The sequence below is a fragment of the Paenibacillus rhizoplanae genome, assembly GCF_042684125.1.
Lineage (GTDB): Bacteria > Bacillota > Bacilli > Paenibacillales > Paenibacillaceae > Paenibacillus_AQ > Paenibacillus_AQ rhizoplanae.
This window is the reverse complement of sequence record NZ_JBHUKY010000023.1, coordinates 52,089-77,260: the sequence shown is the minus strand read 5'-3', so window position 1 is coordinate 77,260 and position 25,172 is coordinate 52,089. Positions and strand designations below refer to the sequence as shown.

12 protein-coding genes and 1 pseudogene are annotated in these 25,172 nt (G+C 52.8%); 2 read left to right on the top strand and 11 right to left on the bottom strand.

Annotated features, from left to right (window positions below; all coding sequences use genetic code 11):
* Positions 1-138: 138 nt before the first annotated feature.
* The 11 genes from ACFSX3_RS13475 to ACFSX3_RS13425 all read right to left on the bottom strand — a co-directional run bounded on the left by ACFSX3_RS13475 (position 139) and on the right by ACFSX3_RS13425 (position 23,528).
* A complete protein-coding gene (locus tag ACFSX3_RS13475) occupies positions 139-1,656 on the bottom strand; it encodes a response regulator (RefSeq protein ID WP_209984888.1) in 1,518 nt (505 codons plus the stop codon).
* The gene (locus ACFSX3_RS13470; RefSeq protein WP_379255889.1) at positions 1,649-3,475 is read right to left on the bottom strand and encodes a cache domain-containing sensor histidine kinase; all 1,827 of its coding nucleotides are present in this window, start codon (positions 3,473-3,475) and stop codon (positions 1,649-1,651) included. Before ACFSX3_RS13470 ends, ACFSX3_RS13475 begins: the two co-directional genes overlap by 8 nt.
* A gap of 144 nt (positions 3,476-3,619) precedes the next feature.
* On the bottom strand, positions 3,620-6,418 hold the full coding sequence (locus ACFSX3_RS13465) for an endo-beta-N-acetylglucosaminidase (RefSeq protein WP_209984891.1): 2,799 nt from the start codon (positions 6,416-6,418) through the stop codon (positions 3,620-3,622).
* Positions 6,419-7,177: 759 nt separating this feature from the next.
* Positions 7,178-8,173: a glycoside hydrolase family 43 protein gene (locus ACFSX3_RS13460; RefSeq protein ID WP_209984894.1), complete on the bottom strand. Its 996-nt coding sequence runs from the start codon at positions 8,171-8,173 to the stop codon at positions 7,178-7,180.
* Positions 8,170-9,693 (bottom strand): glycoside hydrolase family 43 protein, encoded by a 1,524-nt coding sequence (locus ACFSX3_RS13455; RefSeq protein WP_379255883.1) that lies wholly within the window; start codon positions 9,691-9,693, stop codon positions 8,170-8,172. Before ACFSX3_RS13455 ends, ACFSX3_RS13460 begins: the two co-directional genes overlap by 4 nt.
* A gap of 309 nt (positions 9,694-10,002) precedes the next feature.
* Positions 10,003-15,963: an immunoglobulin-like domain-containing protein gene (locus tag ACFSX3_RS13450; protein WP_209984896.1), complete on the bottom strand. Its 5,961-nt coding sequence runs from the start codon at positions 15,961-15,963 to the stop codon at positions 10,003-10,005.
* A 219-nt stretch (positions 15,964-16,182) separates the two neighbouring features.
* Complete coding sequence (gene treR / locus ACFSX3_RS13445; RefSeq protein ID WP_209984898.1) at positions 16,183-16,902, bottom strand: trehalose operon repressor; 720 nt, start codon at positions 16,900-16,902, stop codon at positions 16,183-16,185.
* 130 nt (positions 16,903-17,032) lie between these two features.
* The gene (treP, locus tag ACFSX3_RS13440) at positions 17,033-19,018 is read right to left on the bottom strand and encodes a PTS system trehalose-specific EIIBC component (protein WP_209984915.1); all 1,986 of its coding nucleotides are present in this window, start codon (positions 19,016-19,018) and stop codon (positions 17,033-17,035) included.
* Positions 19,019-19,110: 92 nt separating this feature from the next.
* Positions 19,111-20,835: an alpha,alpha-phosphotrehalase gene (treC, locus tag ACFSX3_RS13435; RefSeq protein ID WP_209985186.1), complete on the bottom strand. Its 1,725-nt coding sequence runs from the start codon at positions 20,833-20,835 to the stop codon at positions 19,111-19,113.
* A 905-nt stretch (positions 20,836-21,740) separates the two neighbouring features.
* Positions 21,741-22,844 carry a Gfo/Idh/MocA family protein gene (locus ACFSX3_RS13430; protein ID WP_209984917.1) on the bottom strand — a complete coding sequence of 368 codons (1,104 nt, stop codon included), beginning with the start codon at positions 22,842-22,844 and terminating at the stop codon, positions 21,741-21,743.
* 24 nt (positions 22,845-22,868) lie between these two features.
* On the bottom strand, positions 22,869-23,528 hold the full coding sequence (locus ACFSX3_RS13425) for a ThuA domain-containing protein (protein WP_209984919.1): 660 nt from the start codon (positions 23,526-23,528) through the stop codon (positions 22,869-22,871).
* Between the two features lie 225 nt (positions 23,529-23,753).
* Between ACFSX3_RS13425 and ACFSX3_RS13420 the strand changes: the two genes are divergently transcribed.
* Together ACFSX3_RS13420 and ACFSX3_RS13415 are read left to right on the top strand one after the other, a co-directional pair.
* Complete coding sequence (locus ACFSX3_RS13420; protein WP_209984921.1) at positions 23,754-24,581, top strand: AraC family transcriptional regulator; 828 nt, start codon at positions 23,754-23,756, stop codon at positions 24,579-24,581.
* Between the two features lie 183 nt (positions 24,582-24,764).
* Positions 24,765-25,172: pseudogene (locus ACFSX3_RS13415) on the top strand (hypothetical protein); the annotation flags it as partial.

Sequence of the window (25,172 nt, the reverse complement as noted above, 5' to 3'; positions counted from 1 at the left end):
TCCTTGGGCTATACCTTAACTTTATAAGATGAAAGCAGTTTCAAATAGAAGAGAAACTATATATTTTCAGGTATGAAATAAAGAAAAATAACTCCGTACCTAACATATAATTTCTTTTCTTTTCAAAAAGAGCCGCCTTCAAAGGAGCCCCTTGAATTCCGTCGGCGAGATCCCGACATATTTCTTGAATTGCTTGTAGAAGTATCCCATTTCCCAGTATCCCACGCTTCTTGCGATTTCATGCACCTTCAGGTTCGTCGTGCGGAGCTGTTCCTTGGCCTTATCGATCCGGTAGCGGTTCATATATTCCGCAAAGGATTCGCCGGTCGTCTTATGAAACAGCTGTCCCAGATACACCGGATGAATGTTAAACATGAAGCCCAGCTTCTTCAGCGACAGATCCTCACTGTACGATTTCGCGATATAATTCAGCACCTGGTTCACCACCGGGCTCTTCAGCTCCCGGTCCAGCAGCTCGATGATGCCTGCCGAGGTCTGCCTGAGCGCAGCGGACAATGCGGGCAGCGAATTCGCCCGGCGGATCGCCGTCAAGCCCTCGGCAATACACTCCCGCTCCGTTTCACTGCGGATATCCTTAATCAGCACGCGGAAGAACAGAATCCATTCCAGCGAGATCTCCTCCAGCATTGCTGGTGTTAACCCGTCCATACTTGGGGCTGCAAAGTATAGCTCCAGCTGCTCCAACAGCCCCGCCACATTCTTGGACATAATGAGCTTGGCATAATCGCTCCAGTCCCCGGGCAGGACCGATTGCAGATCCTCCTTCCGGTCCCTCAGCTGCTCATAATAGATAATGCTGCGCTCCGGGTGAATCTCCAGGAACTCCTGTGCCTGCTTCGCCTGCTCGTAGCTGGAAGGAGCCGCGTCCACCCCGTATACAGACGAGCCTACTGCTGCGCGCAGCTTCTCTCCGCCGGTGCACCAGCCGGTAATCTCCTCCAGCATGAACGCCATCTCCGCCGCACCGGCGGAGGCTTCTTCATAGTTATGTATCAGCACCAGATCATTGTCCGAATCCCAGAACATGAAGAACGAAGCCTCGGCTTCGGCCAGTTCGGATACCCTCTTCCTGAATGTATCCGTTGCCGGTTCTACCTGTAGCAGGGCAACCTGCACATAACGGCTTGTGAGCGGCAGGCCGATCAGATTCAGCCGTTCGGAGCGCTCCTGCGGATCAATCTGCCCCCGCAGCCAGCGCAGCAGCACATTATCCTTCAGCACGGAATTCGTATATTCCCACCACTGCATATCCAGCCTGGAGACGTTGAGCTTCTCCACAATCGTCTCAAGCGTCTGCTGGAATTCCTCCAGATTAATCGGCTTCAGCAGATAGTTCTCGATCCCGAGCGACAGGCCTTCCTTCACATACATGAATTCATCGAAGCCGCTCAGCACCACCACCTTCAGATCCGGGCGGAATTCCCGGACGGCGCGGATCAGCTCAAGGCCGGTCATCACCGGCATGGAGATGTCGGTAATCAGAATATCGGCGGGAATCTCCCGCAGCTGCTCCAGCGCTTCCTGCCCGTTCTCCGCCTGCCCCGCAATCGTGAGGCCCAGCTCCTCCCAATCCAATATATCCTGCAGACCGCTCAGAATGAACGGCTCATCATCCACAATAAATACCTTATACATCTGCGTTCTCCTCCTTCAGCGGGTATGGAAAAGTAATCGTAACCACTGTTCCGCTGCCCTCCTCACTCTCCAGCTCTACGCCGTAGGGCTTGCCGTACATCAGTCTCAGCCGCTCATGAATACTGCGCAGCCCGAACGACTCGGACCCGGACAATTCGCCGTGATCCTCCAGCACCTCGCGGAGCAGGGCCAGCCGCTCCTCCGCAATCCCCTTGCCGTTATCCGTAACCGTGACCCGGATATTCTCCGGCTCCGCTGTGATCCCAATACGGATCACATTATCAGTCTGCCCTGTCCGCATGCCGTGCAGAACATAGTTCTCGATGACCGGCTGCAGCGACATTTTGAGCACAGGAAGCTCTTCCAGCTCCGGACTGCATTCGATGGTATAAGCGAACCTGTCCTTGTACCGGATACGGAATAATTCCAGATACAGACGGCAGGCCTCCAGCTCATCCTTGAACGTATATTTCAGCTTCGGACGGACGTACGACTTGAACAGCATGGACAGGCTGTAGATCATTTCCCCCACATCCTTCGCCCCGCTCGAAATTGCCCTCATCCGAATAACCTCTAATGTATTATACAGAAAATGCGGATTCACCCTGGCCTCCAGCGTAGCGATCTCCGTATGCTTCTGTTTGATTTCCGCCTTATAGACCTGGTCGATATACTGGTTCAGTTCATCCAGCATGCTGTTGAAGCTTTTGGCAATCTGGCCTAATTCATCTTCCTTGCCGTCCACAATCCGGGTGTTCAGATCCCCGTTCTTGACTTTGCGGGTGAAGCGGATAATGCGGTGGGTCCGTTTGGCAAAATTAGAAATGAACATCGCCGGCAGCAGCACGGCAAACAGAATACAGACGAGTGCGATGGACACAATGGTGCTCCGCGCACTGCTATAGGTCTCGGCCAGCTCCTTTTTCGAGATCAGGCTGACCACCGTATACCCCGCCTGACTCTGCGTCTGACTCGTGACAACCATTCCCTCTATCGTAAACTCCTCACCGGCGTTAATCCCTTGAAGCTTCGGCAGCTTCCGGCCGTACCCCTTACCCGAGGAATCGAAGATGACTTCATTTTGGGCCGAGAGCACGAGGATATCGCCTTTGAAATCCTGTTTATAGTTATTCATGGCTTGCCAGATTGCCTCGGAGTCGAAGTAGACCAGCAGCTGGCCGATATTGAGCAGCGAGGACTTATTATTGATGGGTATTTTCACAGAGAACAGTGGGGCTGTCGGCATCCCTATACTTTTCAGCACCCAGATATTCGGAACAGAGACGACACTCTCCTCACCCAGCACCATCGAATCGGGGACAAAAGAATGTGCCGCATTGGTCGAGATCCGCTCGAACTGCCTGCGGTTGTCGTAATAATACATCACTTGCTGGTTGGCGCTGTACAGGATCAGGCCGCGGATATCGGGATCATCGTCAATCTTGTTCTGGAAATACTGAATGGCGTTCGAGGTGGACTGTTCTCCCAGCAGATAACGGTCCAGCCGGTGCTCGATATAATCGCTTAAGGGATTCTCCAGCAGGAAGGTCGTATTACTGGCCAGACTCGCGTCCCTGTACACATCACGGAGCATATCCTGAACGGATTGATATTTGTTCTCCACATAATTGCTGATGCTCTCCATACTCTTGCGCTGGATATCCATCTGGCGCTGCACCGCCGAATCCGAGATTAGCAGCAGCACCAGATAAGAGAAGGCGATAATGGTGGCTATGAAGATGCAGGACACGATCAGCGTGAAGCGCAGGAACATATTGTCTTTAAAATATTTGCGGTACAGCGAAAGGCTTCGCATCATTCACCTCCTTACATAGTTGATAGCCTTGCAGGCACGCCTAGCCGGGATACACAAGAAGCGCTCCCCCCTGCTAAATTTGCCAGAGGGTGAGCGCTTTGTGTATGTTGTGCAGAATGGGCGGTACCTATTCCCGGTTACTTCACATTACTGGCCTCTAAGATATACAGGCTGCGATTTGTTGCCGCTGTAATCCTCCATGACCACTGTAACTACTGCTGCGGTAGAGGTGAAGCTCAGCGCGGCTTTGGTCGTGCGGCCACGGATAATCATCGGCTTCATGCCCGCAGTACCGGACAGATAGGTGACCGGGAACGACCGGTTCTGGCCGTCTTCCTTAATGTACATATACCGCCAGTCCCGGGTGCTTGGCATCGGCAGATTCAGCGTATTGCCGTTCCACGACCAGTTCTCTGCATAAGGCTCGGACACCTTGTCGGTGAACGTTCCGTTATAGGTTATTTTATCGGTATTTCCGGCTTGAACGGTAACCGTATACTCATCCCCGTTCACCGGCATATTCTGGAACAGCGCTGAGGTCGCCCCCTGCGGCACGGTCAATTCCTTCGATACCGGCTGCGGTGTGGTAGTCCAGTTCACCGACTTCACTGTAACCTTGATACTGCCCTGAGCTGCGGAGGGATTCGTCCATTTCACCAGGAAGTCTCCATTCGCTGCGGATTCGGCAGTCACGTTGGATACCGCAGCATTCAGGTCGAAGGACAGCGTCGCCGGATCACCCTCCAGCCCGTCTGCACCTACCGCCGCCACCTTCAGCACGCCGGATTTGGCCGGAAGCTTCTTGATATAGAAGGTCTCATCATATTTTCCGCCCATATAGATATCGTTCACGTAGACATTATATTGCTTCACCTTGGAGTAATCGGTGTCCATGCTCCACTTCACGATCATCTCATTCGTGCCCGGCAGCGCCTGCGCTATGGAGAGACCGGCTGGAGCCGCAGGCCGGACTGCCGAGCCGTCATGAACCCGCAGCTGACCGATGTTCATCTGGTAATTGGCTATTGGAGTGGCTCCAGGGGCGAATACCAGGCCGAAGGCCGCCATCTCCCGTCCGGCATAAGCGCCAAGATTAAGCTCGGCTGTGGTCCAGCCCGTGGTATGCTTCCCGCTATTTGCAACAGGAACCTTCACTACCTGGGCAGGCTGGTCACGGAAGATCAGTCCGGCACTCAGGACAGAGCCATCATCGGCAGACGGCTTATTGTAGACGATGGACAGCTTAGAATCAGCTTTTACGGCAAGATCGCTCTTGTAGAGACGCAGGAAGTTCTCGCTGTTCAGATTTCCGCTCACCGCCAGCGAGCTCCCGCCGTTGTAACCGCCAAGCTGCTGGTAGTTCATACGCGAATTGGCGGTCTGGTTATAACCCGGACCATAATCGAAGTCCACGTTCAGGCGGTTGCCTGTAGTATCCTGCCACCATTGCCAGGTGACCGGAACATCCTGCAGGCTCATGTTCGACCACTCCGCTGCGCTGGATACCGCTCCAGCCTTGTAATAGGAGAGGCCGTGGCCGGTATTGAAGCTCGTATAGAAGTTAGAATCCTTCACCACCGAGCGCTCGGCAATGACCGAAGCAATCCCCGGCCAGTAGCGGTTATCGGCATACACATCGGCTACCATATTATTGGAAGACACCGCTGTATTCTTCGGATTCACCTGTGGTCCTGACCACCATAGCTGCTCGCGCAGGTTCGTCATCCATTGGTAGTTATTATCCGTACGGTTCGAGATCGGCCAGGACTTGTTCATATCCTCATCCAGACCGGCATGGACAAAGTCCGCGCCCAGTGTCGCCAGGCTGGTCCGTGGAATTCCCCCGGACAGCTTGCTGCTCAGCGCTGAGCCCTGCACGCTCTTGAAGCGGTCGCGCCCGGCTTCAAGGCCCGCGAAGCCGGTCTCAAAGAGATTGTAGCTCGTCCCCTGAGCTGCGTTGAGGGTATTCAAGTAATTCGCTGCTGAGGTAATCTGCGAGCTGCCCATGCCATAATCGAAGAAAAACGAATTCGAGACTGGCTTGTTGGCCGCTTTATCGTAGAGCATGGAGATATTATTGTTATTGAAGGTTCTGGCGAAGATATTGGCTCCCGTGGCCGTATTCAGAGAATCGTACCACTGCACATACAATCCGCCATCCTGTAGCGCTTTCATAAAGGCGATATAATCGGGAATATCCGCTGTCGCCACATTCGGATTCTGCTCCTCCTGATTCAGGAAGTACCCGTCATACCCGAAATATTCGGCCATTTCAATCATTTTCTCAGCTACCGGGAACTTCCCGGCTGCGTCCTTGACGATCATCTGCTTATAGGTCTGCTGCCCCCGGTCATTGTTCGAAAAGAACACCCCGGCCAGCGACATAACCCCATTCTTGTGCGCGGCATCCGTGTACGTGGGATTCGGAATGTTCAGCATGCCGAACTCGAACCATTTCTGCTGCCAGTCGGACTGGGCCAGATCGTCGTAATATTCCGGCGGTGTATACGCCGTTGCTGTTCCATGCCAGTAGGAATAATAGTCAATGTATTGCCAGAAGTTGAAGTGATACTGGGCGAACTTGTTAGTGTACGGGGCATTCTCGATAAAAGCATTGCCATAATCGCCTGCAACATTCATCATCTGCACCGCCGGATTCAGCGCCGGATTGGCCTGAGTCTGCTGGAAGGGCGCTATCCGCTGCTGCAAGGGTACCCTGGAGCGCAGCAGTGCCGCGTCCTGATCTCTCTGCGGACTCCAGTCCGCAATGTGCTGGCTGGTATAGCCATGTACGCTGGGCTGATTCGCACCATGTGCGCTTTCACCTTTGAACGGCCAGGTGTCTCCGGCCATGGCTGTCTGCGGCAGCAGGGTCACCAGCAGCGCTGTGCCTAATACCGCTGAAGTCAGCTTACGAATTCTGTGTGTTCGGGATGTAGCTACCATTGTTCACACTCCTCATTCTTCAGATTAATGAGAACGCATTCATAACAACCGGCTTCTTGACCATCGAAATTATCACACTAACTACTCGCACTAACTGATTACACATACTAAATAACATTGCAACTTACTAATTAACAATAAATTACATTTACCTCCTATTTATTGTTCATCCAAGTTTACTATATAGCAGCTCTAACCCAATTTAATAGAAGCCAAATTAAAGATTCGCGGGTCAAATTAAAGGAAAGTAGTGTGGTATCTCGTAATGAGTGATTGGGGGCTGGCTCTGCTGATTGCTACTCTACACCTCTTCTCCTGCGATCTGCTCTACTCCTACCCTCCAGCCTTAGTACTTGCCGGAAGCAAGTGGAGAAACGTATCTTAATTTTCCGATTTCGGACAGATGCCAGGAAACAAGTGGAGAAACAACAACTAAAATTGGCACTTTTGCTGTTTTGGGAGAATTAGCAGGAATTAAGTGACGTTTTTCCAACTATTGTTCTGGATTGTTCCATTCCTCAAATAGCAAGTGGAGAAAATCCAACTGTATCCCGTATAGCCGAACCCGACTAACATCTCCTCATGCCAAACACACCCGCGCTGCCCAATGTATTCAGTTTTTCGCACACATTCGCTCCACTCGCATCTTGCCCACGACAAAAAGCAGCCCCGCCAGGAGCTGCCTCATGTCTTATCCTATGTTACCTCATTCCACGCTATTCTTGTAACCCTATCTACTCTGCTAATCTATCTGCCAGCTTACTCCGCATCCGGATAAGGATTGATACTCTGGATCGTGCCGTCTTCGTTGTATTTCAGCTCGGTGTATTTCACGCAGCGCTTGTGGTTAACGCCCTCAGACAAGGAGCTGTCGTGATAGAACAGATACCATTTGTCTTCCACTTGCACAATGGAATGATGGGTTGTCCAGCCGATAACCGGTGAGAGAATCTCACCCTTGAACGTGAACGGTCCCATCGGGTTCTTTCCGATTGCATACACGAGCTTATGTGTGGTTCCTGTAGAGTAGGACAGGTAGTAATCGCCGTTATATTTGTGCATCCATGGGCCTTCAAAATATCTGCGCTCTTCATCCCCGGCCAGAATCGAATTCCCGTCTTCATCGACAATGGAGATCTCGGCAGGCTTGCCCTGGAAGGACAGCATGTCGTCGCTAAGCAGTGCAACTTGCGGTCCAAGTGCAGGCTGATCCGGTGCCGGTCCTTCTGCATCCGCTACGAAGCTGCCAGTCTGCCATTTCTCCAGCTGACCGCCCCAAAGTCCGCCGAAATAGATATACGCCTGGTTGTCTTCATCCACTAGTACGGCCGGGTCAATACTGAAGCTGCCTTCCATATAATTCGGCTGCGGGGAGAACGGGCCTGCGGGAGACTCCGACGTTGCTACACCAAGACGGAAGATGCCGTCATGGTCGCGGGCCGGGAAGAACAGATAGTAGGTGTTGTTCTTATGTGCGGCATCTGGAGCCCAGAGCTGCTTGGAGGCCCATGGAATATCTCTCACATGCAGCGCTTCGCCGTGATCGACCACCGGAGAATCGAAGCTGTCCATCGAGAGAACATGGTAGTCTTCCATTTTATACTGGTCGCCGTTATCATTGCTCGGCTCGTCATGATCCAGATCGTGGGAAGGATAGATATAGATTTTACCTTCATAGACATGGGCGGACGGGTCCGCTGTATAGATGTGAGTTACGATCGGTTGATTAGGCTTAGGGGGTTGTTGCTGATTCATAAGGCATCTCCTTTGATATTGGAATAATAGAATCCTTCATAATAAGCAGGGCTGGCATCCTCTGTACCGTTGCCCGAGGCGTGTACGCCGAGGCAGACACCGGTGAAGCCGCCGTTGACCTCCGGGGACAGGACCGATACATGAACCGTCTCCGGGACTTCATGCCAGGACACCCCATCTGCCGAATAGGAGCAGTGGTAGTGATGGCCGTCGCAGCGGAGGCGAAGCTGAACAGCACCTTGACCGCTTACCTCATACTGGTGAACCTGCCGCTCCTCGCCGTTCTTCACTACAAGCTCCATCACCCGGCGGCCGCTGCGGCAAGTAAGTCCCCAGAAAAGATATCCGCGGTTGTTAAGCCGCGCAGCCAGGCCCGCATGCTCGCCTTCGGTCACCGGCGTGAAGTCGAGACTGACGCCCAGCTCCATCCGGTGATGCTGCTGGCGGAGACACGCGAACACAGCCGGTGCTTCATCGTCCAGCGTGTAAGCATTCCCGCGCACGGTGAGGTTGCCTTCGCGCTCGGTCCAGGAATAACGCTCCGCTTCATAGGCGCGGAGGAAGGCCCACTCCGGCCCGAAGCCGTCCTCTGGCGTAAAGCGCTGCACCTGTTCCTCCAGGCTGGACTCGTCCGCGGCTATAACGGTGCCTTCATTATTGTCAATCATCGGCCAACCGTCCTCTGTCCAGGTGACCGGAGCCAGGAAGGTCTCCCGGCCCAGCGGGGAATACCGGCCTTCCACGGGACGCATGCCCAGGAAGAATGCCCACCACTGACCGGACGTATCCTCCACGAGATCGGCATGTCCAAGGCATTGTACCGGGTGGTCCTTCAGTCCCCGGTGGGTCAGGATCGGCTCCGGCTTGTCCTCGAACGGGCCGTAAGGACTGCTGCTGCGGGCAATAATCTCCCGGTGATCACCCGCCGTGCCGCCGGAGGCGGTCATCAGGTAGTAGACGCCCTTGATCTTGTACAGATGCGGGCCTTCGACCCACGGGCCGTCATCTCCGCTCCAGATGTTGACCGGCTCTGACAGCACTTCGCCGGACAACGGATCAATCTCATACTGGATAATATGCGACTCATAGCCTGCACCGTTCTGCACCGTAACATAGGCGCGCCCGTCATCATCGAAGAACAGGGACGGATCAATGCCCCCGTGCGGCAGCAGAATCGGATCTGACCAGGGACCCTCGGGCTTGTCCGCAGTCACATAGAAATTGCCGATGCCCCGCACATCGGTGGTAATCATGTAGAAACGCCCGGCATGATAACGGATGGTGGCGGCGTAGATGCCGGATGAGCTCTTGGTCGCCCGCAGATCCAGCTGGGACTGGCGGGTCAGCACATGCCCTATCGGGGTCCAGTCGATCAGATCCCTGCTATGGAAGATAGGCACACCCGGAAAATATTCAAAGGTGCTGTTAATCAGATAGAAATCTTCATTCACACGGACCACACTGGGGTCCGGATAATACCCGGCAATAACGGGATTCCGCACATTCATGGATTGCATCATACCCTCCTCTGGAATGAAAGCAAGCGTTTACAATCGCTAGTGTTATTTTACAAGCCCGAATTGAACTTTCCTATGCGCAGACTAAAGAACTTCCCCCGAAAAAATGTACAATTCCCGTCTACAATCGATTGTACTGGAAAAACACACCGTTTGCTCGTCATTTTGCTTGAGGAAATGGTCATTTTTTGCGGAGTTTACCGTCTGCCCTATAGTAGTCTCAAAAGTTAACAAAAAGCCGTCCCCCAACCATAATCTGGCTTGAGGGACGACCCTGATCTTGCTTATACAATGGTTATGTGATGCTTATACTTACGGATTAATCAGATTCGATTGAATCAGCAATCTGCGGATCGCCGCCGATGCCTCGGCACGAGTAATATTCTCGTTCGGCGCAAGACGCTGTTCGTCTCTGCCCAGAATAATGCCGGACGCCAGATTCTGCTTCACATTAGCAATCGCCCATTTGGCTACGGATGCAGAATCGGCGAAGGACTTCAGCAGCTGCTGAGTCTGCTCTTCGCTGCGCGAAGACTTCAGCTCTGTAATACTTAAGGCTCTGCTGACAATCGCCATAGCTTCCTGTCTGGAGATGTTGTTGCCTGGTCTGAAGGTTCCGTCCGGATAACCGGTAATCAGGCCGTTCTTGATGGCAACCTGAAGCTCCAGCCCGTACCATCCGTCTGCGGAGACATCACTGAACGTGACTGGCTGCTCCCCATGGGTAACAATGCCAAGCGCTCTTGCCAGCATAGCTGTGAACTCAGCCCGTGTGATCGCCCGCTGCGGTTCAAAGACCGCTTCCTTCGTGCCGCTCGCCACCAGTCTTGAGCCCATATCATTCACATCCGGCTTGCTCCAGTGCTTCACCACATCCGGGAATTCGAGCGGATTCCAGATCAAGCCGAATTCCCCGCTCTCCAGACTGTTGATCCTAGCGTAATAACGTCCGTCTTTAACGGTTACATAGGTTGGCTGATGATAGATTCTACCATCCCGGTACAGTACGCCAGTCGTAATCTTCATATCTGCTGGCACTTGAAGCTCGTACTTCGCCCAGCCGTGGCTGGTTACCTGTACCGTCTGTCCCTGATACTTCGCCTTAATAGAGAAGTTCACCAGAGTGTTACCAGGCTGCACCTTCTGCTTCGCGGCTGCAAGCTTGAAGGCCTCCAGGTTGCCCGGAGCAGAGGCTGCCAGCTCGACATAGAAGACAATGTCTTCCGTCTTCATATTCGCAAGGCCAAACTGCTTGCTGACCTCTGTCAGATCGATAGCAGCAGCATCCAGTCTAACCTTACCTTGACCAGACTCCACCACGATCTCTCCGCGCTTATTCTGCAATTCCTTCACTTGATCCGCAGTCAGCTCTACACTGGCCCAAGGAACTATCTCGCCTTTTACCCCAGGGACAGTTGCAGGTGCAGTTGTAGGTGCGGGTTCAGTTTCTTTAACAGGCTCCGCAGCCTTATCTGTAATCCGCACAATCTGGAAGGTACTGAATTTGTTAATCTGAATCTCCAGCGCTACAGGCTCACCGCCCCGATTATACACAACTTCTGGAGTGTAGAATGTAATCTCGCCATCGCTGTGTTCAACGTACACCCGTAAGCTATCCAGGAAGGCGTCGCGCACCCCGGAGCTTTGCAGCGGAATCTGATCCGCGAACTCGGACAACGGAAGCTGAATCCGCGTATTGATCTTGTCATAGTTCGTCTCAATCTCGCGAGGCGAACCCAGATTCTGAAGTGTCTTGTCACTGGCCAGCCCCAGCTTGGAGGTACCATTCAGGATCGCGTTGCTCTGGACGTTCTCCTTCGCCTGCGCGTTCTTCACCGGTACAATCCGGAAATACAAGTCGGTAGTGGTGGCATCGAGCTGTGCCAGGCTGGCTGCATCCAGATGGATCGAACCGAGTGCAGTTACAATGTCCAGTGAAGCCTTACGCCCGGCCAGAATCGAAACGGCGGTGGATGGAATTTCAACTGCAATCTCATCCGCACGAGCAGCCATATCGTCCACGTGGGTGATAGTTACACTCCGGTTGGCTGCATCCGGGTCATCCGGATTCACGCCTTCCACAAGGTTATATACTTCATTCTCATCAATCACAATGGTGTCAATCTTCGTTCCATCTGACAGGTTCGTTCTAAGAATCATCACGCCCTGCTCCAGCGGCTTGCCGTCATTAAGGGTGGACAGTCCAGCTTGTCTGGACGTTGCTTCACGAACGGCACCTTCCTTGACTACGCCTTTCGCCTTCACAATCAGCAGGTATTGCTTCACTGCACTCTTACCGTTCCGGGTGAAGGTAGCGGTCAGAATGACATTCGTATCCTGGGCCGGAGGCGTTACATTGCCCTTGGCCTCGTCCGCATCCTGCTGGACGGCAATCACCGAAGGCAGGCTTGAGGTCCAGGTAATCTTAGTGTCGTATTTGCCAGTCTGAAGCAATACGAAGGCTTCAGTGACACTCTCCCAGGTATCTCCCTCAGCGAACGTTGCCGCAGGATGGATTCCTGTAGTTCTGGCCGCTTCCTCTGCCGCTTCCTGGTCACTGAGTTTTTTGATCAGAAGGGTAAACTTCTTGACTATGGTCTCGCCCGGATGCTCCGGGTCTGCGAGCTGTACAGTAAGCTCTACCGTAACATCCTCTTCATCCGGCCCCGGTCGCTTAACCCGTCCGGTATTCGTCAGAATATCCGGCTTGTTCGAAGTCCAGGTCAGCACAGATCCGGTGTCACCGGTCTTAGGCAAGAATAGACTACGGGTTACAGACTCCTCTGAATCTCCCGGAGCATAACCGATCTTGATATTCACCTCATCCTGAGGAAGATCGACCGTGCTCGTTCCTTTGACCGTAATGTAGAAGTCCTGCTCCCGGAAGAAGCCTTCCTTCGCAACACGTGCTGTCAATCTTACCACTGTATCCTTGAGCGGACGCTGAACTTCACCAGTGCTGCTGACAATATCGCTGCGGTGGCTCGTCCATACGACCTCGGAGTCATAGTAGCCCTTCGAGATCAACTCAACATCCTGCGTTACACTCTTGGCCGAATCCTGTCCTTTATAGCCGATTCTCAGCAGCTTCATAGCTTCATCAAGCTGATCGTCGATGCTCTCCCGCTTAGCCTTCACGGTCACTACGAACTCTTTGAGATAGGTCACACTGCCTTTGGTCACCGTTGCTGTCAGGGTAACCTTCTGGTCTCCATCTGCATAGGCAGGGCGCTTCATGCCACCGTCCGGCGTAATAACCGATTCCTGGGAGGAGGTCCAGGTGATCGTGCTGCCGCTGGTGCTTTCGGTAATCAAGTCAAGATCCGTCAGGACCTGCTCCTGCTTCTCATTATCTGCCCGGATCATGTCCCAGTTCAGCTTGGCCAAGGTCTCATTTACAGACTCTTCGTCCGTCATGGGACGCTTGATGACCGTGAGAACGAATTCTTTGGTCAGCACGCTGTCTCCCTTACGGATGACCGCTGTTAAGGTTACCGTCTGGTCCCCCTTTTCATAGGAAGGTGGTGTTACCGTTCCGTCAGTGGCAATCACCTCTTCATCCGAGGAGGTCCAGGTGATCGTGCTGCCATTCGTCCCATTCTTCGGCAAATACACCGCAGAGGTTACGGATTCCTGCTTCACATTTTCCTCGCGGATCGTATTCCAGGTAAGCAGGTAAGTGTCTTCGGTTACCGATTGTTTGTCGGTTCCGGCCTGCTTTTTGACAATCAGCTCGAAGGTCTTCGTCAGCTCGAATGTCCCATTCTTCAGCACCGCTGTCAATGTAACCGGCTGATCGCCTGTATTGAACAGCGGTCTTGTCACCGTCCCGTCTGTGGCAACGACCGTTCCATTGGTGGAGGTCCAGGTAATCGTGCTGCCGCCCGCTCCCTTTCGCGGTAAATCTAATCCGCTCAGCACAGAGCTCTGCAGGGCATTGTCCTTACGGATCAACTCCCAGGTTAAGGATTCCATATCGCGTTTCACCAACGCACCAGCACCCGGTAACTGCAGATCAACGTTATTGGAGGTCACAGGCTTAACCCCGTCTACAATAATAGAAGGATCTACCGTGACTGAAGCAAAAGCAGATGCCTCGTATTTTCCAGCCGCCTGACCGCTGAAATGAATCTCCAGTACCTTGCTGCTAACCCGCACCACGCTGAAGCTTAAGCCTTCAGGCATATTATTGACGTTTACGCCGCCTTCGACCTCTTCAGTAAATAATCCGTTCCGCAGGGTCACCGTCAGCGTCTCTGCCGCTGAGCCGTCACCCGCATCGTGGATTACATCAGGAGACGCGGCAATCACTGCCGGAGGAGAGCGGAACAGAATAGCGAAGGTTCCCGACGGAATGCCTGCTAGCGTAACCGCCGCCCGATCCACGCTGTCAGCAGATTTATGGCTGGTTGCCTGTCCGGCAATAGCTACCGTAATCTGTGTCGGAGAATCCACGTTAATCTTGCCCGGCGTAAGGCCCGGCGGCCAATTCACCGCTTCGATGGCATCCATAACCGACTCATCGAAAGAACCGTTCTTCAGTTCAAGAACAAGCACATCCCCGACCGTGCCGTCATTCAGATCTGATTCATAGAGCTGTGGTGTCTTGACCACCAGATAAGGTTCTTTGTCCATGAAATCGAATTTGAAGGTGTTCGTGCTTAAGTCCGCCGGGCTTCCTGCAAGCTTGCCGGAAGCTACGGTTACATAAGCTCCGTAGACATCGCTGGTCACCGTAGCTGCACCGGTGAACTGAAGCGTGAGCTCTGTGTCGGATACTCTTGTCACGCTAGTGCCAAGACCAGCTGGCAGACCATGAATCAACACATCCTCTGCACCAACCGTTTCGGCGAACTTGCCGCCAGTCAGCGTCACGCCAAGCGTCTCAGTGATCTCACCTGTGCCGTAGACGGCTTCGGATACAATCCCTTTGTTCACACTAAGCGTAGCAGGATCTCTGAACGTTACACTGAAGGTCTTGGTCGTCAGACCGGAGGAGATCCCCAGCAGATTCTCCTTATCAACCGTAACGGACAGGTTCTTCGTTGTCGCATCCTTGCCGTGATCAACCGCCGCACCAGTCAGTGTGAAGTTAAGCTCCGTATCACTTAGCCGGGTTACTGCGAAATTAAGTCCTTCCGGCAGATTGTTGATACGGATATGGCTTGGATCAATAGGAGCAACAAGGGTTGCACCGACTATTTTAACCTTCTGGTTACCGGTAACTGTCCCATCATTCGCCTTGGCTTCCACCAGCTCGGTGCTGGCGCCTTCATCCAGCTCAATGTCAGAGATGACTTCACTGAAATCCCGCTCATCGAGACTCGTGTAATAGGTGAATTTCTTGCTCGCGTTCGGAGCCAGCGTACCAGAATCCCAGGTCATGGTAATCCCTGCATCAGCCTTGACTTCCACGTTCTTCGCCTTCGGACTGTTGTAAGCTTCCAGCGCATAAGGGTTTGTATTGGTAAACCCGAAGACGGAAGCCTTAGCCCGTGGATCACTGGAATAGAAGAAGATTGGGGCTCTTGAATTAAAAGCCTTGTACAGCGGATCATTATCAGCAATCGTACTCGCCTTCACGACTGCAGCGCGATCTTCCTCAATGGTGTGGGTCACAATATTAGAGGTGACATATGCCCCTCCTTGATCCACCGTATTATCCGGGTCCATTGAGCGCATATACCGCGCCCCGTCCCAATTCTTATCTGTAAGATTGGTAATAGTCACATCATTGCGGTAGAATTTCTGGTTCTCCCCAAAGCTGATCACCTGCTTAATCTCCATAGTGTCAGTCCATGTGGATACCGTAGTCGCACTCAGAATTCCTTTATCCGTCTGCGAGGTATTTACAACGGTGGTCGGCATATCCATCGAGCGCATCTGCGCTGAATTGGACTTCGCATATGTATTTCCGCCGATCTGGTATCCTACCGCGAACCGTTCTTCAGGGGTACCCGGCAAATAATAATCGACTGGCAGATCTTTGCCTGTTCCATATCCGTCATGATCCGCACTCATTCCCAGATAAGGTCTGGAACTCGTTCCACGGAAATTAGCGGGCTTACTGCCCATCGTACCGAAATTCCCCCAGTTGCTTATCCCCAGTTCAATGAATTTGCCTCCCAGGAAAAGCTCTGTTCCGCCTTCCCCGCCATAGGCAGCCCTTGCTCCCCAATCTGTTGAATCTGCATGTACAGCCAGGGGTGCAGGAAACATAGACAGGATCATTGTGGGCACCATTAGCAGTGCGAGCAGCTTCTTACGCTTCATTGTCTCACTCCATTCTTCATCATTGAAATGCAAGCCTATCCCTAATAAAAGCAAATCATTCTCACAAAATTCTCACAAACGATCGAAAATTGTCGACTATCCCTACAAAAAGTCATAAAAAAGAAGCAGAGCGCACGATTATACGTGAACGCCCTGCCTTATGGTGCTTCATATTCAGCTAGGTTAGGAATGCTTATCCGCCAGCCTGTTCCTGAGCATTCACCGCCTAACCCTTCTGGCAAAATCCACAAATTGAAATTTGTCCAGCCGGTGCCGGGATTCCGTATATTGAAACAGCACCGTATTCTCCAGATACACATAGTTCCGCACTACGACGATATGCTGGTATTGCTTCAGGTCCAGCAGGCGCTGATCCTCCCCGGTCGAGGGCTCGACGGAAATCAGCTTTTTGGCATAACTGATCTTAAGACCCAGATCCGTCTCCAGATATTCATAAATAGAGCCTGCTGCGATCTCCTTGCTGAGGAGGGGAACGATATCGGACCGGAAATAGTCCTTGTCCAGAATAATCCGCTCGCCTTCAATCTCTCTGGCACGGATCACCTTCCACACCGGAGTCTCTTCGGCGATATGCAGTTGTCTGGCCAGCAGGGAGCCTGCCGGCTCCAGGACCGTCTCCTCCACCAGTGTCCGCGAGGGAACCCCCAGCGTCCCGGACATTTCCTGAAATGAAATCAGTCCGGTCACCGGGAAATCCATCCGCGTCATATCCAGCACGAACGAGCCTTTGCCTTTGATCTTGTTAATATAGCCCTCACGGAACAAGAGATTCAGCGCCTTGCGCACCGTCTCCCGCGATGTCTTATAAGCCTCCGCCAGCTCACTCTCGGAGGGCAGCTTGGTTCCGGGCGCAAGCTGGCCGGAATGAATACGGTTGCTATATTCCGTATAGATCTGTAAATATATATTCTCTCTCATTTATAATCACCGCCCTATATTGTAACACGCCCTGGCTGCAGGACAGAGTATATAAATTCTTATAATTGTAGAAAAACAGCCCCGCAGGGCTGTCCTCCATTCCTTATATTGTATGCCTGATCCGCTCAGCTCAACCCTTCAGGTGAACGGTCAGAATGCTTGTCTGTTTCGCGGTGGCAGGTCCGGTCCGCTCCTCAATCCGCTCCACCATCTCCTGCCCGGCAGGGATAATGATTGGAGTGATTAATGGATATCCTGCGGCGCGGATGGCCTCCATATCGAATTCCAGGAGAAGCTCCCCGGCTTGTACCTTATCGCCACTCTCCTTGCGCGCTTTGAACCCTTCGCCTTTTAGCGACACGGTGTTAATCCCGACATGGATCAGCACCTGGACTCCGCTGGCGTGCTCCAGAATCAGCGCGTGCTTGCTCTTAATCACATGGGCAACGGTAGCATCGAATGGAGCGAATACCTTGCCCTCCGATGGTTCAATGGCAATCCCGTCACCCATTTGCTTCTCGGCAAAAGCAGGATCAGGAACCTGCTCCAGCGGTACCGCAGTTCCGCTCAGCGGTGACGCCAGCTCCAGAATATTCACTGGCTCCTGCTCCTGCGAGCCTTGAACGGAGCTGCGGCTGTTCAGTTCCCCGCTTTTGGCCGCAGGCTTAGCATCCGTCAGGTCTGTTGTCTCTGACGGGCTTTTCGCTGCACGCTGCACAACTGCCCGGCCATACAGCACCGTGGCAACAAACGGCACAATCAGTACAATCGCCATCCCGATGAAGAATACGCCCCACTGGTTAGGGAAGATCGACAGGAAGCCGGGAATCCCGCCTACCCCAATGGAAGTGGCCCGGACCTGATTCACGGTGAGCAGCACACCGGCTATTGCGGAGCCGATCATTCCGAAGATGAACGGATAGCGGTAGCGGATATTCACCCCGAAGATCGCAGGCTCAGTGACTCCAAGGAAGGCCGAGACGGAGGAGGTCACCGCCAGCCCTTTCGTCTTCTGTTCTCTAATCACGAACATCATAGCGAGTGCGGCCGCCCCCTGGGCAATGTTGGAGAGCGCCAGCATCGGCCAGAGGAAGGTACCACCTTCGCTGCCGATTAGCTGAACATCCACGGCCAGGAAGGTGTGATGCATGCCCGTAATGACCAGCAACGAATAGAATCCGCCGTAGATTAAGCCGCCGAGTATGGCGAAATGATCGAAAACATAGATCAGCCCGGAGGTAATGGCATTCGCAATGCCGAACGTAACCGGTCCGATGATGGTGAAGGCTAGGAACCCTGTAATCAGCAGAGTCACGGGTGCGACCACGAGCAATTTGATCGAATCATGGACCCGCTTATCCAGGAATTTCTCAATGCTGGCCAGAATATAGGCCGATACCAGGACCGGCAGGACCTGCCCCTGATAACCGATCCGCTCCAGATGCCAGCCGAACAGATTCCAGGTTGGAACCGTCCCTTCCGTAGAAGCGTTAGCATAGCTGTAAGCACTTAATAAGTCTGGATGCACCAGAATCAGACCCAGCACAATCCCAAGCAGCGGACTGCCCCCGAAGCGGGTCACGGCGGCCCAGCCGATCAGCGCAGGCAAGAAGGTAAACGCCGTGCTGGCAATCGTATTGATGATCGCTGCAATATCTTTCCACTGCGGATAGACATCCACCAGTGACTGGCTGAAGAAGATCCCCGGGCCGGTCAGCAGGTTATTGATCCCCAAAAGCAGACCCGCCGTAACGATGGCCGGAAGAATTGGAATGAAAATATCGGCCAGTGTCTTGATCGCCCGCTGAAGCGGGTTCTGCTTGCGGGCAGCGGCTGATTTCACCTCATCCTTGGAGGAGCGGGAGCCGCCGGTCAGTTGAATCATCTCGTCATATACTTTATCTACCGTGCCCGGACCGATTACAATCTGGAATTGCCCCTGGGAAGAGAATTGTCCTTTCACGAGGTCATTTGCGTCCAGCGCCGCCGAATCCACCTTACTCTCGTCATAGAGTGAGAATCTTAGCCGGGTCACACAATGCGTCGCAACCTCAATATTCTCCTTGCCTCCAACCGCCCGGACAATCTCTTCAACATTTTTGCGGTCTATAGCCATATTGTCACTCCTCGCGTAGTTGATAAATGCTTAGTTGATATTGCTTTTGTTGATATTGCTTCTATAAGTATATTTCCTTAGGAATGGCTTCCTCAGTTCTGACTAATCAGCCACATATATGAGGCGTACGGGCTTAACCGCAGCTCTTGCGTGAATGCAAGACCCTCTCCCGTATTGCCGAGCAGAAGCTTGTCTTGACCCGCTGCGCTTAAGTCTGCCCAGTGATGATCCGCGAGCCGGAAGGTGATTTCCTTACTGCTGAAGTTCGAGACCACCACCAGCGCCTCGCCGTCCCCCATCCGTGCATAAGCGAACACCTCGGGATGTGCTTCGTCCAGTCTGCGGTAGATGCCGTCGGTGAAGACCGCATGCGCCTTTCGCAGAGCGATCAGCTTGCGGTAGTGATGGAAGATGGAATCGGGCAGTTCCCGCTCCTTCTGCACATTGATGTCCGGATACCGCTCATCCACTTTTAGCCAAGGAGTCCCGGTGGTGAAGCCTGCATTCACGCTGTCATCCCACTGCATTGGCGTCCTTGAGTTGTCCCTTGAACGTTCCTGAAGAATCGCGAGGGCCTCCCCGGGGCTTGCTCCCTGCTCACACAGAATCCGGTACATATTCAACGACTCGATATCACGGAATTCTTCAATACCCCGCCACTTGGGATTTGGCATCCCGATCTCTTCTCCCTGATAGACATAGGGTGTACCCTGTAATCCGTGCAGTGTGGTCGCAAGCAGCTTGGCGCGCTCCTCGCGGTACGCCGTGTCGTCTGTGAACCGGGAGAGCGCGCGAGGCTGATCGTGATTGTTGAAAAATAAAGCGTTCCAGCCCCCGCCCTCCTGCATCCCGCTCTGCCACTCGCTGAACAGCCGCTTGAGTGCTTCGAAATCGTAGGGCATCAGCTCCCACTTCCGGCCGTTCGGATAATCCACCTTCAGATGATGGAAGTTGAAGGTCATAGAGAATTCACGCCGCTCAGGATTGGAATAACGAATGCACTGCTCAAGTGTCGTAGAGGACATCTCCCCGACCGTGATCAACTCATGCGGGCCAAATACCTCGTCGTACATTGCCCGGATGAACTCATGGACACGTGGACCATCGGTGTAGAATTTCCGCCCGTCGCCCGGCGGCACACTCCCGTCATCATCCGGGAAACGCTGGTCCTTGGAGATTAAGTTAATGACGTCCATACGGAAGCCGTCCACCCCTTTGCGGGCCCAGAACAGCATCATCCCGTTCACCGCTAGGCGGACCTGCTCGTTCTCCCAGTTCAAATCCGCCTGAGTCTTGTCGAACAGGGTCAGGTAATATTGGCCTGACGCCTCATCGTACTGCCAGGCGGGACCGCCGAACTTCGACTGCCAATTGTTTGGTACTCCTCCGCCTGGCGCCGGGTCCTTCCAGATATAATAATCGCGGTACGGATTATCCTTGCTGGAAATGGACTGCTTGAACCACTCATGCTCCGTCGAGGTATGATTGACAACGATATCCGTCATGAGCTTCATTCCGCGCCGGTGCAGCTCCTCCACAAGCTCGTCAAAATCCTCCATCGTACCGAAATCCGGGTTAATCCGCTCATAGTCGGCAACATCGTAACCGTTATCATGTCCGGGCGAGACATATACCGGCTGCAGCCAGACGATATCAATCCCTAGCTCCTGCAAATAATCCAGCTTCTCCGTCAGACCTCTTATATCTCCTGTTCCGCTACCCGTCGTATCCTTGAAGCTCTTCGGGTACACCTGATACACTGTGGACCGCCGCCACCATTCCGAATGCCGGGCTTGGCTCAAAGTTAGCACCTCCATGTAGATTTCTGTGTTGTCCTCCAGCAAAAATCGCTTTATTGTCATTCATTACACTTGTATATACAAGATCAAACACCTCACACAGTGTAAACCTGTATATACAGGTTGTCAATATGGCTGACTAGCTTACTATTGGAAGATGTTGCAGAGTTGACTAGCTGACTATTGGAGGATGATGCATAGTAATACTGACTGCCAAGAGCGAACTGCAGTCGCAGCATTGCTGCCGCCAGTTCAAATCAGGTTACCAATTATCCTTGCGGAGTATAATTAGCATGGGATTAACGGGTGATTTGGTAGATGGTGGAGTGGTAGATAGTTAGTTACTGGGTAGTTAGTTGATTGATAGTTGGCGGCAGGAAGCTCGCGGATATAAGGTCAGTAGGTGGAAATTGTACATTTAAATTCCGTCAAATAGGCTTCAGAGGGAATTTAATTGGATAAACAGCATCTACTAGGTTCCATTCCCCTGCCTCTGGGCATTTGAAGCAGAATTAGCGGAGCGGTGGCGTGGCGAGGGACAACGACTTTGTTCCGCAGTTGGCGCGACGAAGTGCACAGCTGATTGCCCTCCCCCTTCTCCATTCGTCTACTTCTGGCGGCATCCGGCATAATGAGGTGCACTAATGCTCTTCATTGCCTCTTTTAGCCCGCGCTCACTAAATTCAGGTGCACTATTGCTCCTCATTAGCTTATTTAGCAAGCGTTAGGTGAATTCGGGTGCACACTCATAATTTCCCAATCAATAAAAAAAACAGCGCCCCCTCCCCGAATGCCGGAGACAGAAACGCTGCCTATTACTAGCCCTCTTTACCTCACTGTACCTCTTTATACCTCTTTGAATCTCTCTGTATCTCTCTGTATCTTTCTATACCTCTTTATCTCTATAACTCTCTTACTCTCGTTTACTCCAAATATCCCTTAATCAGTCCCGGAGCCAGCGGCTTCGGCTGCTCGCAGGTGGTGGTCAGCTCGGCATAGCGCTTCGAATCGGAGCTGGTATGGAAGGCGTGCATGATCTCCAGCACATGATTCGCCAGCTCGCCATTTGCGCGCGGGGTCTCTCCGGTCTCGATGCAGCGGGCCATATCTGCCACGCCAATGCCCCGGCTGTTGCCTTCATAGCTGTGAACCACCGGGATTTCCTTGAATTCCGGACTATGGGCCGGACGCAGCAGGATGGGTCCGCTGAAGGTATTCGGGTCCGGCACAATCAAGGTGCCCAGCGAGCCGTAGACTTCGATTCGCGGCAGCGTGCTGTGCCAGACATCGAAGCTGGTAATCATCGTAGCCACGGCACCGCTGGCGAACTGAATCGTTCCGGCCACATGCGTAGGCACTTCGACATCCACCACCTTGCCGAACTTCTTCTCACTCGTAATCGTCCGGGTGGGGAAGGAGGTTTTGGTCATGCCGCATACCGTAGTGGCCGGACCAAGCAAAGATACCAGAGCCGTCAGATAATACGGTCCCATATCGAACATCGGGCCGCCGCCGGCCTGGTAATAGAACTCAGGGTCCGGGTGCCAGCTCTCATGTCCGTGGCAGAGCATGAAGGCTGTCGCCGCTACCGGCTCTCCGATATATCCGTCCGCGATCAGCTTCGCGCAGGTCTGCAGGCCGGCTCCGAGGAAGGTGTCCGGCGCGCAGCCGATGAACAATCCTTTTTCCTTAGCCAGCTCCACCAATTCGCTCCCATGTTCAAGCGACAGGGACAGCGGCTTTTCCACATATACATGCTTGCCTGACAGCAGCGCCTGCTTACACACCTCGAAGTGGTAATTGGGCGTGGTCAGATTCACGACAATCTCAATCTCCTCCGAAGCCAGCAGCTCCGCTGTCGTCCACACATTCGGAACCCCGTACTGTTCTGCGGCCTGCTGCGCCCGCTCCAGGTTAAGATCCGAACAAGCGTAGACCTCTGTATTCTTGAAGGTTCCCGTCAAATTCTCAAAATAAATGCCGCTGATATTCCCGCAGCCGACAATCCCGATTTTTACTTTACGCACGCTGTTTCCCACCTTGTCCTTCGTTTATTTGGCTGCCCACAAGAAGCCCCGGCGCATCAGTTCCTTGGCCTCCGGGATATCGAACACATCCGCATGATGTCCAAGCGCGTTATAGAATACCTTGCCCTGGCCCCATTTCTTCGTATAGACCACCGGCATTGTGATTACACCATTGGCCGAATGCTCCCCTTCACTCATTACAAAAGTAGTGGTAGCCAGTACATTCACCGCCGGATCGACATGCAGATAATACTGCTCCGACTTCACCATGAAGTCCTGCATGCCTTCTACAATCGGGCTGGAGCCGGATTTCACGATGTTCACTTCATAATCCACCCCATCGTTGAAGGGATGTGCCACCCATTGCGATCCGGTCAAAAATTGCCATTCCGTATTGGTACGGAAGGAGTCGCACATCCCGCCGTGACAGCCCGCGATGCCTACACCGGAAGCCACAGCCGCCAGAACCGCCGAGCACTGCTCCCCCTTGATTTCGCCCATGGTCCAGACCGGTACAATCAGGTTCAGCGCCTTCAGCGCCTCCGCATCATTGAAGCTGTCCAGCGTATCAGAGACTTCAACCTCGAAGCCTTCATTCGTAAGGATATCTGCAAAAAGCGCCCCTACCTCATTCGGTTCATGCCCGTCCCATCCACCTTTTACAATCAATGCCTTCTTTGCCATATCAAGCTCTCCTTTTTGTCCTATTTATCCAAGTTTGGGTTATAGATTGATTCAGATCAGGTCTTCCTGAAGAAATTGTAATCCATTACGAGCCTTCTTGCTCGTCATTTTGCTTGTAGGAATGGTCATTTTTTGCTAAATTTAAGACTGCATTATGCACAAAGCATCTAATCACTGAAACCGCTTCCTGCTGAACATCCGGGAAGGACGAGAACAGGAGTAACCATGAGAGCTTTTCACGAGAACCGGACGTATGGAACAGCGTTCCCCTTCACTGCCTTTGTGAGCCGCAATATCGATTTCCTGGCCCACTGGCACCATGATCTGGAGATTGTCTATGTACTGGAGGGTTCGATCCGGATGGGGATCAACTCCGAGACTCGGGTGCTGACCGCAGGAGATCTGGCCGTATGCAGCAGCGGAGATATTCATTATTATGACAGCAAGAACAGCGAGTCCAAGCTGCTGCTGGTGATTTTCAATCCTTCACTGATCGGGTTTCCTGCGGGCTGGCCGCTGAATATGCGGCTTACCTCCCCTTTTGTAGACAAGACCCAATCTGACCCGGTTGAAGGCAACCCCCGGCTGCCCGTGATTATGCAGGAGCTGCTTAAGGAGCATCTGGAGAAGCTTCCGCATCACGAACAGCTGGTGACCGGCCTCCTGCACGAGCTGTGTGCGCTCATTCTGCGGCAGATGCCGCTGGACATCGTCAATCCGCACAAGGATAAACGGCGCATTACCAATATGAAGATTATGCAGGAGGTGCTGGAGTACCTGGATGTCCATTACATGCACCCCATCACCCTGGCCGACGCTGCCCGTCACGCCAATATGAGTCTGTTCTACTTCTCCCGCTTCTTCAAAAGCATCTCAGGCATGAGCTACATAGCGTACCTGAACAGCATCCGCGTCAACCAGGCGGAACGGCTGCTGCTGGGCACCGATAAAAGCATTCTGGATATCGCCCTGGAATGCGGCTTCACCAATATCCGCACCTTCAACCGTGTATTCAAGCAGGTCAAGCAGCGGACACCGAGCGAGCTGCGTTAACTTGAAATAGGCTAAAGAAAAAGTAACAGCCTGCACAGGAGAGTATCCTTGCGGGTTTTTTGCGGTTATATGGGGTTTCCTAAGTCCACACCAAACCAGTAAGTCTGAATATTACTATATTAATCATTAAGTGTGCTGCTGATGGAACGAAATTCAAATATACGGACAGGAAGTGATCAAGCAATGGCCTTTTTATCAACAGGACCGATCGAAAATAACCCGGTTAGCGGAGTGAGGCCTACTCAGCAGGTTACCGTTAAAATCGATAATCGCAGCGTGAGCTCGGCGTTCTCTGTATCTATTCAGGGGTATTATCTAAATGCGGGAACAAGGGTCTTGTACGTTAGCGAAGTTGTCCAGCTTGCAGCAAATCAAGTCATTACGAAGAATTATTATGCTGATTTTAATGGTTTTGAATTTATATTTGTTACATCTGATAGTGTGACTGAGTTGAGCAATGTCGTTCAAATTTCGGTGTGGGGCAAGAGTAGTACTGGTCAACTGGTCACCGCTCACCGCTTAGTATCTGAAGAACTGCTTGGAGAACATAACGGTGGAGGGACCACGGGGCCAACCGGACCTACCGGTCCA